Here is a 13626-nt window from a genome sequence, read left to right on the forward strand (position 1 = left end):
GGTGTTTCCATGCCCGGACCGATTACAGTCGGTGCATGCCCGCCGCTCCCCTCCCGTTGCGCGACGGACTCGATCCCACTCGGGTGCGGATGCCGGAGGTCGCGACCGGAGCGACGGTGCTCGAGTACCTGCGCGCCCGGTTCCCGCAGGACGCCGCCCGACTGACCGAGAAAGTTGCGGGCGGCGAGATCGTCGACGCAGCGGGCGTACCCGTCGATTCGACGACCGTCGCGATACCGCGGGCGGACATCTACCTCTACCGCGACCCGCCGGTGGAGCCGACGGTTCCGTTCTCACTCGACGTCCTCCATCGCGACGAGAACTTGCTCGTCGTCGACAAGCCGCATTTTCTGGCCACCACTCCGCGCGGCGCATACATCGCTCGCTCGGCCCTCGTTCTGCTCCGCCGCCGATTCGACCTGCCCGAGCTCAGCCCGGCGCACCGTCTGGACAGGCTCACCGCAGGGGTTCTGGTGTTCACCGTGCGACAGCAGGCCCGCCGGCCGTACCAGGAGTTGTTCGCTCAACGCACCATCACCAAGCAGTACGAGGCGATTGCCCCACGCTCCCGGGACATCGACTTCCCGCTGACGGTACGCAGCCGAATCATCAAGGAGCGCGGCGTTCTTCAGGCCCGAGAGGTACCGGGCGAGCCCAACGCGGAAACACTCGTCGAGCTCGTCGACACGTTCGGAGCCCACGGCCTGTACCGATTGCGTCCGCGAACCGGAAAGACGCACCAACTTCGAGTTCATCTGTGCTCGTTGGGCATTCCGATCGTCGGCGACAATTTCTATCCCTCGTTCCGTGAGGTCGCCGACGACGACTACTCAGATCCGCTTCGCTTGCTGGCGCGTTCGATCGAATTCGTCGATCCGCTCAGCGGCCTGATTCGACGGTTCGAGAGCAATCGGAGTCTCGATCCGCCTGAATCGCAGCAGCTTCCGACGTGAGCTCGGCGGTACGGACGGTGATTCGATGCGAGATGACCGCGAGCGCGAACAGTCCCACCGCCACATTCCCCAGCGCGGCGAAACCCTCCTGAGCGAAGTCCACGAGGGCGTTGAGAAGAGTGAAGATCAACGCGGACACCCGGAGGGTTCGCAGCGGCCAGAGCGGTCCTCGAGCACGTAAGCACAGCATCGCAGGCAGCGCCGTGACGAAGGTGAGGCAGGCACTGACGAACAGGATCCCGCTCGCGATTCCCATTCTGTCGACGTCGATCGTCAGGTCGCGTCGATCGATGTGCAGGTCCCCGATGACGAGCTCGACGATCCCGAACACCACCCCCGCCCCGGAGAGCAGAACCAACCCCCACCCGACGACGGGAATCCACCGGGCGCTGGTGAAGAACGCGGGAATCAGCCGGGGAACGACATTTTTCAGCGAGTGGGTCCGCGACGTCGACTGTCGAGCGCGGCCGAGCAACAGTCGGATCCCGGCCACGGTGTCCGCGTCGGCACCCTCGGCCTCGGCCCGCGCGACCATGCGTAGCGCCCAGTCGCGTCGATGCTCGGGTAGGCCGTGCGCGACGCCGTCGGCTGCGATCGCAGCCGCGTTGGCAAGCGATTCGTCGACCGAGGGCCGGCGGAACTCCCGAACGATCCTGCTGAACACCAACAGCAGCACCACCAGGACGTACATGATCTCCGACGAGGGACCGTAGAAGTAGTCGTTGTCCTTGGTGACGAATTTGCCGACTTCGTCGAGAAAGAGCCCGAATCCGATTCCGCCGAGCACCACCGTGAACACTCGAACGCCGAACCCGATGAACATCCACCCGATCAGCAACGCGAGCATCATCGCCGCGCCGCCGTACAGGGCGTGAGCGATGTGCAACGATTTGCCCCCGACCTGGGGATAGTCGGTCAACTCCAGGTAAGCCCTTGTGATCAGAATGGTCGCGATGGCGACGACCATGAACGCCTCGGATGCACTGCTTCCGTAGGCATCGCGGATCATGCCACTGCGGTACGTGGTCCCCGGACGACCGGTCATCGATCGAGTATGTGCCGCCTGCCGTCGCCCGCGGGCCGTTTTCGCGGGCCGTTTTCGCTCCTCGATGTTTCCTGGGTTGACAAACCTCGTTGCCGAACCTGCAATGGTGTCATGGAAGATTCGAACACCGGCCTGGACGAGGTCATCGCGGGCCTCGGTCCCCGCCTCAAGCGCATCAGGATGGAGAAGAACACCACCCTGGCATCGCTGTCGGACACCACGGGAATTTCGATCAGCACACTGTCGCGACTCGAGTCCGGTGACCGCAAGCCCAGCCTCGAATTGCTGTGGCCCATCGCTCGTGCCCATCAGATGAAACTCGACGATCTGGTGACCGCGCCGCCCGTGGCGGACCCTCGGGTGCGCACCACGGCGACCGTTCGCGAACACGTGACCATCCTGCCGCTGACGCTGCGTCCCGGCGGTCTTCAGGCGTACAAGCTCCTGGTCCGCCCGGAGGGCTCGGAGCCGCGTCCGCGGACACACGAGGGGTACGAGTGGTTGTACGTCCTCGACGGCACCCTGCGGCTGATTCTCGGCGAGCACGATCTGACGATGAAGGCAGGCGAGGCAGCCGAATTCGACACTCGCGTGCCACACTGGTTCGGTGCCGTCGGAAACCGACCGGTGGAGCTCTTGAGCCTGTTCGGACCCCAGGGCGAGCGGATGCACGTGCGGGCGAAACCGACGGTATGAAATGTCATGTCCGTGTGAGACAGTGAAGCCGCTCGACGCCAGGATCCACTTGGGTCATCCGCACCGACCACACACCATCTCGAGGAAAAAGATGACCGACAGACTGCCCGAATCGCCTGCGTCCCGCACTCACGTGGACATCGCAACCGGAGTGCTCATCGGGATCCACGGTGGATCCGTTGCCGACGCCATCGACGAGCTGTTCACGACCGCGAGACATCACCGGGTCAGTCTGTTCGAGCTCTCTCGCACGCTCATCACCGTCGCGGAGGGCCGCGACATCGAGCGATCCTCCGCCACCGACGCGGTGTACGAGGTCTGGGGATCGGCACTCGGCCGTCGAGGCGCAGCGACGCACTTCGGCCTGGTCACCGATTCCGCTGCCCTCTGATCGAACGAGCGCTCCGGAGAGCTAGCCGCGAACGGATGGGTCGCTGCGCAGCTCCGGAAAGCGTGCCGTCATCGCGTCGATGTGTCGGTACATCTCGTAGAGCTCGGTTCGGAGCGTCGACGCTTCGGACTCGAACGCTCGGGCCCGTGATTCGGCGCGATCCGCGCGAGCTCGAAATGCCTTGGACTGCGCCAGTTCGATGGACGCCGAGCACGTCTCGATATGTTCGGCCAGCCCTCTCGCGAACACCCTCGCCTGCTCGAGGTTGACGGCATAGTTGTCGTCTCGCGGAGCCGGTGACGCTGCACCGTTCGCTGTGCCCATGGAAACTCGTCACCCTCGATCGTCGGCGGAAATTCTTTCGCGACTCTACGCGCGGTGCCGCACGCTTCGTCCGTGAACCGGCGTCACCCGAAGACGAGTGCCAGCACCACCGATGCCGAGGTGGCAGCGATCGCGATGACGATGGTCGCCGCGATCGCCCGCTGCCGCACCGTTCGGTAACTCGACCCTGCGCGGTCGTACTCCGAGTCGTCCTGATCGCCGTCCCGGCCGTAGAAGTCGTCCGAGTTCAGCCCGTCCTCGTCGAAATACACGACGTCTCGTGGCGGCACCCAGTGCTGACCGTTGGCTTCGATCGCAGCTCCCAGCCGCTCCAGCCGTATCCGAGCGCGGGTGGGATACCAATCGGAGGGCGCGTGGATGGGCAGTGCCCGCGCCATCATCAGAGGCGACCGGTACTGCTTCTCCAGGGCGGCGAACGCTGCGGACGCCGTCGGATCGTCGTCGGACTTGTCGGTGAGGAACCAGACGGCTCCGGCCGCCGCACGATCGCCGAGTACCAGATACGTGTACGCGAGCAATTCGAGGATGCCGGGCGACGTCGGGTTCCGGATCAGTGCGCCGAGCAGCCGATCTCGAGCGGCGATACTGTCTCCGCGCGCCAGATCCTCCTGCGCTCGATCGATCACGTCCACGCGTCGACAATAACTCCTGGGAACGAAAAAGCCCCTGCCGGACGACCGGAAGGGGCTTTCATCGTGCTTGTCGATCCAACACCGTGGTGGCCAGGGCCGGGATCGAACCGGCGACCTTCCGCTTTTCAGGCGGACGCTCGTACCAACTGAGCTACCTGGCCGGGCGGCACCGGTGAAACAATGCCATCGCAATGTCGGTACCTTCGTACCGATGTTGCGACCCTGACGGGACTCGAACCCGCGACCTCCGCCGTGACAGGGCGGCGCGCTAACCAACTGCGCCACAGGGCCTTGCTGTTGTTGCCGCGCTATTTCTAGCGCACCAACTCTCCGAACTGCAAATCCGCATCACGCGGGAAGCGAGACGAAGAATGCTGTACTGCCGACCGGATTGTCAATCCGATCTCTTCCTACGTACCCCCTACGGGATTCGAACCCGCGCTACCGCCTTGAAAGGGCGGCGTCCTAGGCCGCTAGACGAAGGGGGCCCGCCGAACTGCTTCGACGTTACCCTCAACGGCGTTCCGTTGGGAGCTGGGATAGCTTAGGACACTTTCGCTGTAAATCTCAAACCGGCAGGTCAGAGGTGGTTTTCGCGCAGTTTTCGCCGTAGTGCTCCCACCCGTGCAGTTTGAACTCGGCGAGCCAACGCTCGGACGCCATGGCGAGCAGTACGACCTCGACGGATTCCTCGAACCGCTCGCGCAGATCTGCGTTGTCGGCAACCAGATCCGACATGTACCGCTGACCGGCCATCGACGCGGCAAGCACCCGCACGAACTTGGCTGCGTCGAACTCCGGCTTGAGGTCGCCCATCGCGAGAGCGCGCTCGGCTTGCTTGTGGCCTTGAGCTCCCCAGACGCGACCGCCCCCGGAGTGCACCTCCGCGTAGAACTCCGGCTCGACTATCAACCGGAACTCGGCGCGCACGATCACGTCGTTCTGGAAGTTCTGCGCGATGTCGTCCACGATCCCGCGGATGACGTAGAACGGGTGTGCGGTGGTGTCGGCCCACTTCTCCGTAATGGCGACGTACCGATCCAGACCGGCCGCGAGCACGGCTCGGGCCAGATCTTCCTTCGACTGGAAATGGAAATACATCGCACCCTTGGTGGCGTTGGAGCCCTCCAAGATGGTGTTGACGGATGCCGCTGCGTATCCACGCTTGGCGAATTCCGCCGCCGCCGCCTCCACGATGGCAGCCCGGGTCCGCCGTGCGCGCTCTTGTTGTGCCATTTATTCCGTGCCTCCGAGCCCCAAGCGCCCTGCGTATCCGCAGGTAGTACATATAGAGAGTACTTCACCCGAACGACACGTGAGTCGACTCACCTACGGTTCGCTTCGCCACACACATCCGTCGGAAAAATCGGTTAGGCGTCCGAAACAAGCCGGATGGTATGATCTGCGCGGCTCGAGTGCGCTGCAGGGGGTGCGCACTCGAGCCGCTTTCCACTCGGTCCACCGCTGTCGCCGACGCGACCTTCTTCGGACCGACCCCCCTCACCGACCGCGTGCCGACTCGCGACTCGACCGATTCGCCATCGGCAGCGACCGAGGTACAGCCGAGTTCCGTGAAACGAACGATCGACGCATCGTTCACGTCGCTTGGAGCACACACGCACTTTCGGTTGAAAACCGAATTACATTCCACGGTAACGGATCTCGGACCAGAACTGATTCGCGTTGCTCGTTAGCATTTCAAAACTAGTGATCGGCAATCGAATACGCCGAAACCGCTGTCCGCCCTCGGTCAAATCCATTGCCCGGTAATCGATATGAGAAAGACCGGTCGGTAACGTTTTCGACACGTTCCCGGACTCGCACCGAACTCGCACCTGTACTGAATTACTGTGACATGCACCACATGGAGTAGTTCGGCCGATCGGAAACGAGTGCATGCCATGAAGGTGTCGATTCGCGTATTTCGTTCCATCACAACGTCGTTCGCGGTGGTCGTACTCGCTCTGTCGACGACCGGCATGGCATCTGCAGACCCCCTTGGTAACTTCGTGGCCCCCGTCGCCGACCCGGCTCTCTATCTACCCACCCCACTGGGTGAGCCCTGGTTCGATCCCCCTGCAGGCTACGAACAACAACCTCCCGGGACCGTACTCGCAACCAGACAGGTGACCGTCGGACCGTTGTTCACGCCGGTCACCTCGACTCAGATCCTGTTCCGCACCAACGACTCCAAGGACCGTCCCGTCGCTGCGGCCACCACCGTGATCGTGCCGGTAGCACCGTGGACCGGAGCCGGGAGCCGACCCGTCGTGGCATACAACATGGCCATCAATTCACTCGGCAACACCTGTGCGCCGTCGTGGCTGCTTCCTCGCGGCCTCGCCCGAGAGATACCGGCCGTTCAGGCGTTTCTGGCCAAGAACTACGCCGTCGTCGTCACCGATCACGAGGGGCCACGGCAGGCCTACGCCGCCGGACGCATGGCCGCACACGCGGTGCTCGACGCCCTCCGAGCCATGGTTCGACTGCCCGAGCTCGGCGTGCCTGCGTCTTCTCCCATCGCCATGACGGGGTACTCGGGTGGGGCGATCGCCACAGGATGGGCGGCACAATTGGCCCCCACGTACGCGCCCGATGTGAATCTGGTGGGCGCGGCGTTCGGTGGTCCACCGACCGATTACCGGATTCTGCTGACGTCGATGAACGGCACGGCCGCATCGACGCTCTTCCTGTCGGCGGCGCTCGGGGTGGCACGGGAATACCCCGAGATGTTCTCGCTGATGAACGCCGACGGACTGCGTCTGGCCACGATCGCCAAGGACATGTGCGTCGGTCTGCTCGCCCCCGGTGGCGTGGTGGCTCCGATCCCGGCACAGGCGCTCTCGAACGTTCCGAATGTCGATCGCACCGAGATCGCCGAGAGCATCATCGCCGCGACACGTCTCGGCGGCGACCTCGCGCCCACCATCCCCACCATGATCTATCAGGGCAAGCAGGAGTTCTGGATTCCTCGACAGGGAGCCGAGACCCTCTACGACGAGTGGTGCGCCCAGGGTGCGAACGTCAGACTCGAGGAATATCTCGGCGAACACCTGATCGTCGCCCTCAGCGGCATTCCCGGCGCGTACGCCTGGATCGACGACCGGCTGGCAGGCATTCCGGTGCCGAGCGGATGCAGCAGCTTCGGGCGCTGACCCGTCGGAACCCACTGCCGGGGGTACTGCCCGTTGGCGCTACGCGGCCCATTACACTTTCGAGCCGCGCCCCTATAGCTCAGTTGGTAGAGCTACGGACTTTTAATCCGCAGGTCGTAGGTTCGAGTCCTACTGGGGGCACCACCGTCGTCTTCAGCGTCGCAAACGGCACATGACCCACCGCTCGTGAGCTCAGGTGCGTGACCGGTCTCAAGCCAGTGCAGGTTTACGCCCGTGGCCAGGGACCATGCCATCAATGTCGTGCGGCGCACCTTCGTCAGCCCTGTCTCCGCACGCTGAACTGTGCTGATTGTCACACCGAGCCGGTCGGCCAGCTCGCCCTGCGTCAGCGATACGAAGCCCCGCGCAATCGCCAGCCGCTGCGCGTCCGACAGCACCGGCACCACGCCGGCCGTCAACCCCTGAATGCTTGTAGTCACTTCTCCCCCTCAACTCGGTATCGCTTGGCCTTCGGTATGCGACCAGTCTGCTGACGGAACAGCTCGTCCCGACCTATTTGCTGGTCACCCTTGCGCTCGTTCCACCGCTTCTTCGCGCGTGACGTACCGCCTTTGCCGCCGCCCCTTATGGGGCCGGTGTTATTCAGGTGATCACCGCTGGATTTACCGCTCATGGCGTCACTCTAATGCCTATGCGGTAGTTACCGCAACGGAGACAAGTCGGCACGCTGTGTTGACTTAAAGCTGTATTTACCGCATTCTGTTCCGCATGCAGTCTGACAACGCTGTAATTCCCGCATTGTGCTCGGTGACTGAGGCAGCAGAAATGCTGGGGTTCACCCCGTCAACCGTGCAACGTTGGGCCAAGAGCGGCCGACTCTCGGTTCACCAGAAGCTCCCGGGCAAGACCGGTGCGTACCTTCTCGACCGCGACGAGGTCGAATCCATGAAGTCGGCGGCGAAGTGATGGCCGGCCGGTACGTGACGCCGACCGCCCGGCCGCAGTGGCCTACCGGTGCGCAGTTGCGTGAGTTGATCCGCAAGCTGTTCTTCTGGTGGTTGGTGCCGTCGTGTGGCTTTGCGTGCGTCCTGTTGGCGCTGGGGGCTTGCTACGTGCTGGCGGGTGGTCAGGGATGAGCGAGGTCGTGCCGGCCGAGGACATCGAGAAGATCGTCGGCGCTGCCCGTGCTCATCGTGATCACATCGGGCGCGCTGTGTCCGACGAGCAGCGCGTGTACATCCTGCACTCGAAGCAGTGCCTTGCGAGCCGTCAGGACGTGCGCACGTGTGAGTACTCGATCGCGATGGATCGCGGTATCGACGTTGAGTACTGGTGGCTTGGCTGTGAGGACATGCCGGTCGTGCTCGCTATCCGTGGCCCGCATCTGGTGCCGCTGCGCAAGGTCGACTCTGCTCGCGCTTTCGGTGGTATCCGATGACGCCGGATCGGTGGGGCTACAAGCTGATGGGCTTCCCCGAGTTCGGCACTGACTTTCATCTTGTCGGCTCATTGCTTGAGGCCATCACAGTGGTGGCGAATCGCGATGACGCCGATCACGCTGTCGTCGTTCACGAGGACGAGTTCCTGTGAGCGATGCGAACCACCCGCTCGGCTACGTGCTTGGGGAAGAGCATGTGGTCGGGCGGGTTTCTCTCGATTGGATCGGTGTCGTCTACGAGACCCGTGAGGCTGCTGAGGAAGCGCAGTCGGAGGCGTGGGTGCTCGGTGAGAGCGAGATCAACGTCTATGAGATCCGCAAGCTATCGCCCCGCGAGTTCGGTAAGTCGAGCTCGTGATGGGCGATCTTGTGCGTGGTCCGTGGAAACCGGTACCGGGCCGTGTCGATGCCTCGCAGGTGCGGTGGCGGCGCGGCCGGCCGATCGACCCTCACGCTCAGCGTGAGCACTGCGCTGAGTGTGCGCGCCCGTTCCATCCGAATGCGTGGGTGCCGGTCGACAAGATCTGTGCCGAGTGTCAGGAGGATCGGGCGCGCGCTGAGCGTGACGCTGTGCCGCCGACTCTGTTCGATGAGGGTGGTGATGATGTGCCGCCCTGACTGAATCTTGCTCGTTGTCCCTGCGCCCGTGGATCTTTCACGTACGGGTGATGCGCCTAGCCCGCGTAGTCGTCGCCCGTTAGAGGGGCCACTGCACCCATCCCGATTCGAGTGTCTGACCTGGTTAAGGCGGACTCGGGCAGGAACACCGTTGCTGGTGTATCAGGCACTCGAAGTATCCCAGTCCCGGCAAGCCGAGTAATTCCCGCGCTTGCGTTCATACCAACCGACCGACGACCGACGCGACCGACGCGAAGGAACCGAGATCGGGTGATCCCGTGCCTTTGCGGTACGGGGTACGCCCTGCCCTCCCAACTCCCTCCGCTCCCTCTACGAAGCGTCACAACGGCTCTCAGCGCAACGCTGAGAGCCGAACAACCACAAGGAGATTGAAATGAAACCCACGATCGGACGAGTAGTCCACTACCACCCGCACCCCACGCAAGCTCGCTACTCCGGCCTGCCGCCACACCTGAACGAGTTCGAGGAGCACGCAGCACTGGTCACGTTCGTCCACCCTCAGAGTGGATGGGTGGAGCTGGCGGTGTTCCCTCCGCGCGGCGGGCAGTACACCGTCTCGGCTGTCGAGGGCACATCGGCCGGCGAGTGGTCCTGGCCTCCGAGGGCGTGAGCTGATGTCGTCTCCGGCCCGCTTGCCAGTGAAGCTGTTCAGTCGATCGCCCTCGATTCATCGTGCGGTGGAGAAGTTTTGTGAGGCATATGACTTCGCCTTGTCGATCGACCTTGGCGAGCGGCCGGCGGCGGCTGCGTATGTGGTGATGACGGCCGCTCACAACCGTGACGTGGTGCTGCTGGCCGGCATGTATTGCACTCCGCTCAGCACGTGCGAGGTGGTCCACCTTCCCGAGGCTGAGCTGTATCTGGCCGCTGCGGTGCGTTACGCCCGTGGCCTCACTTTGTGCGGGTCCGACCATGTTCGGCGGTCGTACCCGGAACCGAATCAACCTGAAGGAGTGCTGTTCTGATGGACAACGACATGTCCGCGCTGTTGCAGGCGGCGACGTATCAAGTGGCCGATCTGGTCGGCCCCGTCACTGTGCTGGAGGGTGCCGGCCAACACCTGCTGTCTCGACTGACCGAGACCGACCCGCATCGGTGGGCGGTGACGGCGGCGCTCGGTTCGATTGTGGCGGCGCGTAAGTCGCTCGAAGAGGCAGCCGAGGCGCTGATGGACACCCGCATGTCCGACGGGGATGGTGAGCCTACGACGTCGGACGTGTCGACCCAGTTCTTTGACAGTGACTTCGAGCGGTGCGGGTCGGAGTTCATACCGGACGGCGATACGTACTGGGACATGCCGGCACGGTGCAGGCTCAGTGTCCAACACAGCGGGCCGCATACCGACTTCACAAATGAATGGGCGGCGCTCTGATGGCGGGCCAGTTGGTGCCGCTCGATGGCCTGCCGGGTCGGTTTGCGTCGGTGTCTTATGACGCTGAGCGGAAGATGATCGTGGTCCAGGTCGATGATGCCGAGGGCAACGTGATGGGTTCGATGTCGTGGGGCTACACCGAGCCGGAGATCATCGAAGAGCCGGCCGCTGTCGAGCCTGAGCAATGAGCCTGTGCCGAGGGCGTGCTGATGAGTACGAGTATGCGAATGTGGCTGGCGGGCAGTGGCGTACGAAGCGGGTGGCTGCTGAGCAGTTGTGTGCTGGTTGCCCTGTCCTGTCTCGTTGCGCTCAGCGTGCGTTGCAGCATCACGCTCTCGGCATGGTGTGGGCCGGTGTGCCCATCCCTCCTGACCATGACAACAAGAACACTCACGAAGCGCGGAAGCTTCTGATCGAGGTGGCTCTGTATGGCAAGCGATAGGCGTCCTCCGATACCGGACGACATGGCTAAGGCGGTGCGTGCGCGTGACGGCTATGTGTGTCGTAAGTGCGGTAGCGATGACCGCTGCGAGATCGACCACGTGGTGCCGTGGCACATCGTGAAGGTGCACGAGCTGGACAACCTGCAACTGCTGTGTCTGCCGTGCAACCGCAGTAAGGGCGGCAAGGTGGAGGCCGATGGGCGTAAGACGTGGTTCGATCCCGAGTTCTTCGGTGCAGGGATCACAGCATGAGCTATCCCCAACGCTGCTGTGCTGCTTGCCGTGTGCCGCCTGTGCGCTTGGCTATGTCGGCCCAGCTGTACCCATCAGTGCGTACTGCTGTCACTGCTTCGGTGATCTGTCCGTCCAGCTCTGAGCGCAGTGCGATCAGGTGTGGCAGTGACTCTATGTCGGTGCCTGCTCTGCGCCCTGCTGCCCTCACGATGCGGCGTACGAAGGCGATGTATTCGGCTGTGTCCATTGGTCGCTTCACGTGTCAAGGATGCATTGACGTAGTCGACAAGTCAATGCATCGCAGTGCATACTCATGCATGCATAATCATCCACAGTCATGCATGGTCGGTGGTGGCAACCGGTCCCCGGTTTTTGCAACGGGGACGGTTGACACCGAGGGGCTTCCCGCTCTTACACCCCCCAGGGCTGCCAGAGGTCTAGTTCCAGGGAGTGGGACGAAAACAATGCATGATTATGCATTGCGGTATGGATGGTGGATGCATGCTCGTCGGATTTTATGCATGGCCGGATGGAGGTCGTTGTGGGTTTCGTGACGAACGAATCGTATGAGGGATCGCTTGAGACGTTCCTGTCTGTGAACGAGTGGGTGAGCGATTCGGAGGCCCCGTACCTGGCGTCGTTGTTCCACATTGCACGGCTCCTGGATGTGAAAGTGAAGGGCAATACCGCGCTGCCGGCGGGCCTCACGATGGAATTTCGGATGCTGTTCTCTGAACTGCTGAAGCGTAAACCGGTCGAGGAGCTGTCGGACGACGATGGTTTCGATGATGAGATCGCCAATATCTGATGGACGAAGCCCCTCCGTGGTTGCCTCGCGTCTACACGCAGCCGATCGAGAACCCAGACTACACCGAGGCCGACAAGCTGATTCGGCTCTCGGAGAAAGTCTTTCGGTTCGCAGCGGGCGACGAGCTGCGCCTGGACATGTGGCAGAAGTGGCTCATTCGCGAGATCCTGCAGAAGTACCCTGAGGATTATCCGGTCGAGAAGCTGCGCGGCCAGCTGGTCTACAAGCAGGTCGTCGTCTCGATGGGCCGGCAGAACGGCAAGACCGTGCTCGGTGCCGTCATGGCGCTCTACGGACTCATCCTGATGGTGCCCCGTGCACCCGAGGTGATCTCGATCGCGGCCGTCGTGGACCAGGCGAAGAACCTCTACGCGAAGGTCCGCTACTGCGTCGACAACGTGCCGCTGCTCAAACGTCGGTTCAAGACCACCGACCGTAGCGGTATCAAGTCGCGGAACCTGAAGAAACCGGCGACGTACGTTGTGAAAGCGGCCGGCGACGGCGACGGGTTGCAGGGCTTCTCCGGCTGTCTGATGCTGCTCGATGAGCTGCACCTGCTCAAGCCCGAGGCGTGGGACGCGCTCACCCTGGGCGCGTCGGCCCAGCCGAAGGCCCTTGTGGCCGGCTTCACCACAGCCGGCGACGACAACTCGAAGCTGCTGAAGTTGCTCTACCGTATCGGCCGCGCCGCTGCTGCGAAGGAGGAGGGCCACGATCCGAGGTTCGGATTCTTCCTGTGGGAGGCAGATCCGAACCTCGAACTCTACGATCCGCAGGCCCTCGTGCAGGCGAACCCGGCGATTGCATCGGGCCGTCTCGATCTCGAAGACGAAGTGCGCCAGGGAAAGAACCGGCTGGAGTCGTCGTACCGACGCTACCGCCGCAACGAGTTCGTCTCCGTCGAAAGCATTTGGATGCCCGTCCCGGCATGGCTGGCCGCCGAGTACGGACCCATGCCTGCACCGGCCCGCAAGCAACCGCTCATCATCTCGTTCGCCCGATCACGGCGCACGTGGAACTACGTCTCGATCGTCGCCTCGACCAAATACGACGGCGTTGTGTACACCCAGCTCATCGGCACGATTACGTACGGCAACGACGAGTTGTTGCTGAAAAAGCTTGTGCAGCTGAGTCGCACGGTGCGGGTGGAGAAGTTCGTGACCGACGCCGAGACGATGAAGCCGACGATCCTGGCGCTCGACAAGACGCACCACCTGCCGGCCGAGTACATGACCCGAGGGAACATCGCGAACGCCACATCGGCGGTGCACTCGATGATCAAGGATGGCCGCGCCAAGCACGCCGGCCAGAAAGCGCTCGTGACTCAGCTGACGAAGACCGTGACCGTGAACGTGGGCCAAGGTGTGCTGATCGACATGAACAAATCTCTCGGCGATATCGATGCGATGTATGCCACGGTCATGGGCGTTTTCATGGCCGAGCAGCAGCAGCCGTTCGTGTCGCAGCTGAGAATCTTTTCGAAAACCACCGCATGAGAATCACACGGATGGGAT

At 63.0% G+C, this 13626-nt stretch carries 23 protein-coding genes, 4 tRNA genes and 1 pseudogene; 18 read left to right on the forward strand and 10 right to left on the reverse strand.

Annotated elements, in window-relative coordinates:
- The first annotated feature begins 35 nt into the window (after positions 1-35).
- Positions 36-953, forward strand: coding sequence for a pseudouridine synthase (locus CH273_RS13005; protein WP_032395867.1), 918 nt, complete (start codon positions 36-38; stop codon positions 951-953).
- On the opposite strand, the gene CH273_RS13010 is transcribed toward CH273_RS13005, so the two are convergent.
- Positions 880-1998: a hypothetical protein gene (locus CH273_RS13010; protein ID WP_052049634.1), complete on the reverse strand. Its 1119-nt coding sequence runs from the start codon at positions 1996-1998 to the stop codon at positions 880-882. The genes CH273_RS13005 and CH273_RS13010 overlap by 74 nt on opposite strands.
- A 111-nt stretch (positions 1999-2109) precedes the next feature.
- Between CH273_RS13010 and CH273_RS13015 the strand changes: the two genes are divergently transcribed.
- Together CH273_RS13015 and CH273_RS13020 are read left to right on the forward strand one after the other, a co-directional pair.
- Entirely contained in the window at positions 2110-2694 is a 585-nt protein-coding gene (locus CH273_RS13015) for a helix-turn-helix domain-containing protein (protein WP_032395868.1), read from the forward strand.
- Between the two features lie 91 nt (positions 2695-2785).
- A complete protein-coding gene (locus tag CH273_RS13020) occupies positions 2786-3085 on the forward strand; it encodes an ANTAR domain-containing protein (RefSeq protein WP_032395869.1) in 300 nt (99 codons plus the stop codon).
- A gap of 21 nt (positions 3086-3106) precedes the next feature.
- On the opposite strand, the gene CH273_RS13025 is transcribed toward CH273_RS13020, so the two are convergent.
- The 6 genes from CH273_RS13025 to CH273_RS13050 all read right to left on the reverse strand — a co-directional run bounded on the left by CH273_RS13025 (position 3107) and on the right by CH273_RS13050 (position 5298).
- Positions 3107-3409, reverse strand: a complete 303-nt coding sequence (locus tag CH273_RS13025; RefSeq protein WP_032395870.1) for a hypothetical protein — start codon at positions 3407-3409, stop codon at positions 3107-3109.
- A gap of 83 nt (positions 3410-3492) precedes the next feature.
- The gene (locus CH273_RS13030; RefSeq protein WP_032395871.1) at positions 3493-4062 is read right to left on the reverse strand and encodes a DUF6584 family protein; all 570 of its coding nucleotides are present in this window, start codon (positions 4060-4062) and stop codon (positions 3493-3495) included.
- A gap of 84 nt (positions 4063-4146) precedes the next feature.
- A tRNA-Phe gene (locus CH273_RS13035) sits at positions 4147-4223 on the reverse strand.
- Positions 4224-4279: 56 nt separating this feature from the next.
- Positions 4280-4353 (reverse strand) — tRNA-Asp (locus CH273_RS13040).
- A gap of 124 nt (positions 4354-4477) precedes the next feature.
- Positions 4478-4550: transfer RNA gene (locus CH273_RS13045), tRNA-Glu, on the reverse strand.
- 79 nt (positions 4551-4629) lie between these two features.
- The gene (locus tag CH273_RS13050) at positions 4630-5298 is read right to left on the reverse strand and encodes a TetR/AcrR family transcriptional regulator (RefSeq protein WP_032377441.1); all 669 of its coding nucleotides are present in this window, start codon (positions 5296-5298) and stop codon (positions 4630-4632) included.
- A 665-nt stretch (positions 5299-5963) separates the two neighbouring features.
- Here CH273_RS13050 and CH273_RS13060 point away from each other — a divergent pair.
- Both CH273_RS13060 and CH273_RS13065 read left to right on the forward strand, forming a co-directional pair.
- A complete protein-coding gene (locus tag CH273_RS13060) occupies positions 5964-7217 on the forward strand; it encodes a lipase family protein (RefSeq protein WP_032395872.1) in 1254 nt (417 codons plus the stop codon).
- A 68-nt stretch (positions 7218-7285) separates the two neighbouring features.
- Positions 7286-7361: transfer RNA gene (locus CH273_RS13065), tRNA-Lys, on the forward strand.
- 80 nt (positions 7362-7441) lie between these two features.
- On the opposite strand, the pseudogene CH273_RS28450 reads toward CH273_RS13065, so the two are convergent.
- Both CH273_RS28450 and CH273_RS27940 read right to left on the reverse strand, forming a co-directional pair.
- Positions 7442-7657, reverse strand: a pseudogene (locus CH273_RS28450) (helix-turn-helix domain-containing protein); the annotation flags it as partial.
- Complete coding sequence (locus tag CH273_RS27940; RefSeq protein ID WP_143546218.1) at positions 7654-7851, reverse strand: hypothetical protein; 198 nt, start codon at positions 7849-7851, stop codon at positions 7654-7656. The gene CH273_RS27940 and the pseudogene CH273_RS28450, both read right to left, overlap by 4 nt.
- 134 nt (positions 7852-7985) lie before the next feature.
- Between CH273_RS27940 and CH273_RS13075 the strand changes: the two genes are divergently transcribed.
- The 11 genes from CH273_RS13075 to CH273_RS13120 all read left to right on the forward strand — a co-directional run bounded on the left by CH273_RS13075 (position 7986) and on the right by CH273_RS13120 (position 11322).
- Positions 7986-8144: a helix-turn-helix domain-containing protein gene (locus CH273_RS13075; RefSeq protein WP_179275466.1), complete on the forward strand. Its 159-nt coding sequence runs from the start codon at positions 7986-7988 to the stop codon at positions 8142-8144.
- Positions 8144-8314, forward strand: a complete 171-nt coding sequence (locus CH273_RS27685) for a hypothetical protein (RefSeq protein WP_155290803.1) — start codon at positions 8144-8146, stop codon at positions 8312-8314. The genes CH273_RS13075 and CH273_RS27685 overlap by 1 nt, the downstream gene beginning before the upstream one ends.
- Positions 8311-8616, forward strand: a complete 306-nt coding sequence (locus tag CH273_RS13080; RefSeq protein WP_032395874.1) for a hypothetical protein — start codon at positions 8311-8313, stop codon at positions 8614-8616. The genes CH273_RS27685 and CH273_RS13080 overlap by 4 nt, the downstream gene beginning before the upstream one ends.
- Entirely contained in the window at positions 8613-8768 is a 156-nt protein-coding gene (locus tag CH273_RS27690; RefSeq protein ID WP_155290804.1) for a hypothetical protein, read from the forward strand. The genes CH273_RS13080 and CH273_RS27690 overlap by 4 nt, the downstream gene beginning before the upstream one ends.
- A complete protein-coding gene (locus CH273_RS13085) occupies positions 8765-8974 on the forward strand; it encodes a hypothetical protein (RefSeq protein WP_032395875.1) in 210 nt (69 codons plus the stop codon). Before CH273_RS27690 ends, CH273_RS13085 begins: the two co-directional genes overlap by 4 nt.
- A gap of 654 nt (positions 8975-9628) precedes the next feature.
- Positions 9629-9865, forward strand: a complete 237-nt coding sequence (locus tag CH273_RS13095) for a hypothetical protein (protein WP_032395876.1) — start codon at positions 9629-9631, stop codon at positions 9863-9865.
- A gap of 4 nt (positions 9866-9869) precedes the next feature.
- Positions 9870-10220: a hypothetical protein gene (locus CH273_RS13100; protein WP_143546219.1), complete on the forward strand. Its 351-nt coding sequence runs from the start codon at positions 9870-9872 to the stop codon at positions 10218-10220.
- On the forward strand, positions 10220-10627 hold the full coding sequence (locus CH273_RS13105; RefSeq protein ID WP_032395878.1) for a hypothetical protein: 408 nt from the start codon (positions 10220-10222) through the stop codon (positions 10625-10627). The genes CH273_RS13100 and CH273_RS13105 overlap by 1 nt, the downstream gene beginning before the upstream one ends.
- Positions 10627-10815, forward strand: coding sequence for a hypothetical protein (locus CH273_RS13110; RefSeq protein WP_155293625.1), 189 nt, complete (start codon positions 10627-10629; stop codon positions 10813-10815). The genes CH273_RS13105 and CH273_RS13110 overlap by 1 nt, the downstream gene beginning before the upstream one ends.
- Positions 10812-11069, forward strand: coding sequence for a WhiB family transcriptional regulator (locus tag CH273_RS28455; RefSeq protein ID WP_032363986.1), 258 nt, complete (start codon positions 10812-10814; stop codon positions 11067-11069). The genes CH273_RS13110 and CH273_RS28455 overlap by 4 nt, the downstream gene beginning before the upstream one ends.
- Positions 11056-11322 carry an HNH endonuclease gene (locus CH273_RS13120; RefSeq protein ID WP_082322511.1) on the forward strand — a complete coding sequence of 89 codons (267 nt, stop codon included), beginning with the start codon at positions 11056-11058 and terminating at the stop codon, positions 11320-11322. Before CH273_RS28455 ends, CH273_RS13120 begins: the two co-directional genes overlap by 14 nt.
- Position 11323: 1 nt before the next feature.
- Here CH273_RS13120 and CH273_RS13125 read toward each other — a convergent pair whose 3' ends face one another.
- Complete coding sequence (locus CH273_RS13125) at positions 11324-11563, reverse strand: hypothetical protein (protein WP_218829574.1); 240 nt, start codon at positions 11561-11563, stop codon at positions 11324-11326.
- Positions 11564-11845: 282 nt separating this feature from the next.
- On the opposite strand from CH273_RS13125, the gene CH273_RS13130 reads away from it, so the two are divergent.
- Together CH273_RS13130 and CH273_RS13135 are read left to right on the forward strand one after the other, a co-directional pair.
- Entirely contained in the window at positions 11846-12112 is a 267-nt protein-coding gene (locus tag CH273_RS13130) for a hypothetical protein (protein ID WP_143546220.1), read from the forward strand.
- A complete protein-coding gene (locus CH273_RS13135; RefSeq protein ID WP_032363983.1) occupies positions 12112-13608 on the forward strand; it encodes a terminase large subunit domain-containing protein in 1497 nt (498 codons plus the stop codon). Before CH273_RS13130 ends, CH273_RS13135 begins: the two co-directional genes overlap by 1 nt.
- Positions 13609-13626 lie beyond the last annotated feature (18 nt).

It is taken from the genome of Rhodococcus sp. 05-339-2 (genome assembly GCF_002258965.1).
Classification (GTDB): Bacteria; Actinomycetota; Actinomycetes; order Mycobacteriales; family Mycobacteriaceae; genus Rhodococcoides.

What these genes read in the sequence shown, in the direction of transcription:
- CH273_RS13020 (WP_032395869.1), top strand. Translation starts at nt 2,786, where the DNA reads ATGACCGACAGACTGCCCGAATCGCCTGCGTCCCGCACTCACGTGGAC.
- CH273_RS13080 (WP_032395874.1), top strand. Translation starts at nt 8,311, where the DNA reads ATGAGCGAGGTCGTGCCGGCCGAGGACATCGAGAAGATCGTCGGCGCT.
- CH273_RS13135 (WP_032363983.1), top strand. Translation starts at nt 12,112, where the DNA reads ATGGACGAAGCCCCTCCGTGGTTGCCTCGCGTCTACACGCAGCCGATC.
- CH273_RS27685 (WP_155290803.1), top strand. Translation starts at nt 8,144, where the DNA reads ATGGCCGGCCGGTACGTGACGCCGACCGCCCGGCCGCAGTGGCCTACC.
- CH273_RS28455 (WP_032363986.1), top strand. Translation starts at nt 10,812, where the DNA reads ATGAGCCTGTGCCGAGGGCGTGCTGATGAGTACGAGTATGCGAATGTG.
- CH273_RS13105 (WP_032395878.1), top strand. Translation starts at nt 10,220, where the DNA reads ATGGACAACGACATGTCCGCGCTGTTGCAGGCGGCGACGTATCAAGTG.
- CH273_RS27690 (WP_155290804.1), top strand. Translation starts at nt 8,613, where the DNA reads ATGACGCCGGATCGGTGGGGCTACAAGCTGATGGGCTTCCCCGAGTTC.
- CH273_RS13100 (WP_143546219.1), top strand. Translation starts at nt 9,870, where the DNA reads ATGTCGTCTCCGGCCCGCTTGCCAGTGAAGCTGTTCAGTCGATCGCCC.
- CH273_RS13010 (WP_052049634.1), bottom strand. Translation starts at nt 1,998, where the DNA reads ATGACCGGTCGTCCGGGGACCACGTACCGCAGTGGCATGATCCGCGAT.
- CH273_RS13110 (WP_155293625.1), top strand. Translation starts at nt 10,627, where the DNA reads ATGGCGGGCCAGTTGGTGCCGCTCGATGGCCTGCCGGGTCGGTTTGCG.
- CH273_RS27940 (WP_143546218.1), bottom strand. Translation starts at nt 7,851, where the DNA reads ATGAGCGGTAAATCCAGCGGTGATCACCTGAATAACACCGGCCCCATA.
- CH273_RS13050 (WP_032377441.1), bottom strand. Translation starts at nt 5,298, where the DNA reads ATGGCACAACAAGAGCGCGCACGGCGGACCCGGGCTGCCATCGTGGAG.
- CH273_RS13120 (WP_082322511.1), top strand. Translation starts at nt 11,056, where the DNA reads ATGGCAAGCGATAGGCGTCCTCCGATACCGGACGACATGGCTAAGGCG.
- CH273_RS13015 (WP_032395868.1), top strand. Translation starts at nt 2,110, where the DNA reads ATGGAAGATTCGAACACCGGCCTGGACGAGGTCATCGCGGGCCTCGGT.
- CH273_RS13005 (WP_032395867.1), top strand. Translation starts at nt 36, where the DNA reads ATGCCCGCCGCTCCCCTCCCGTTGCGCGACGGACTCGATCCCACTCGG.
- CH273_RS13060 (WP_032395872.1), top strand. Translation starts at nt 5,964, where the DNA reads ATGAAGGTGTCGATTCGCGTATTTCGTTCCATCACAACGTCGTTCGCG.
- CH273_RS13025 (WP_032395870.1), bottom strand. Translation starts at nt 3,409, where the DNA reads ATGGGCACAGCGAACGGTGCAGCGTCACCGGCTCCGCGAGACGACAAC.
- CH273_RS13095 (WP_032395876.1), top strand. Translation starts at nt 9,629, where the DNA reads ATGAAACCCACGATCGGACGAGTAGTCCACTACCACCCGCACCCCACG.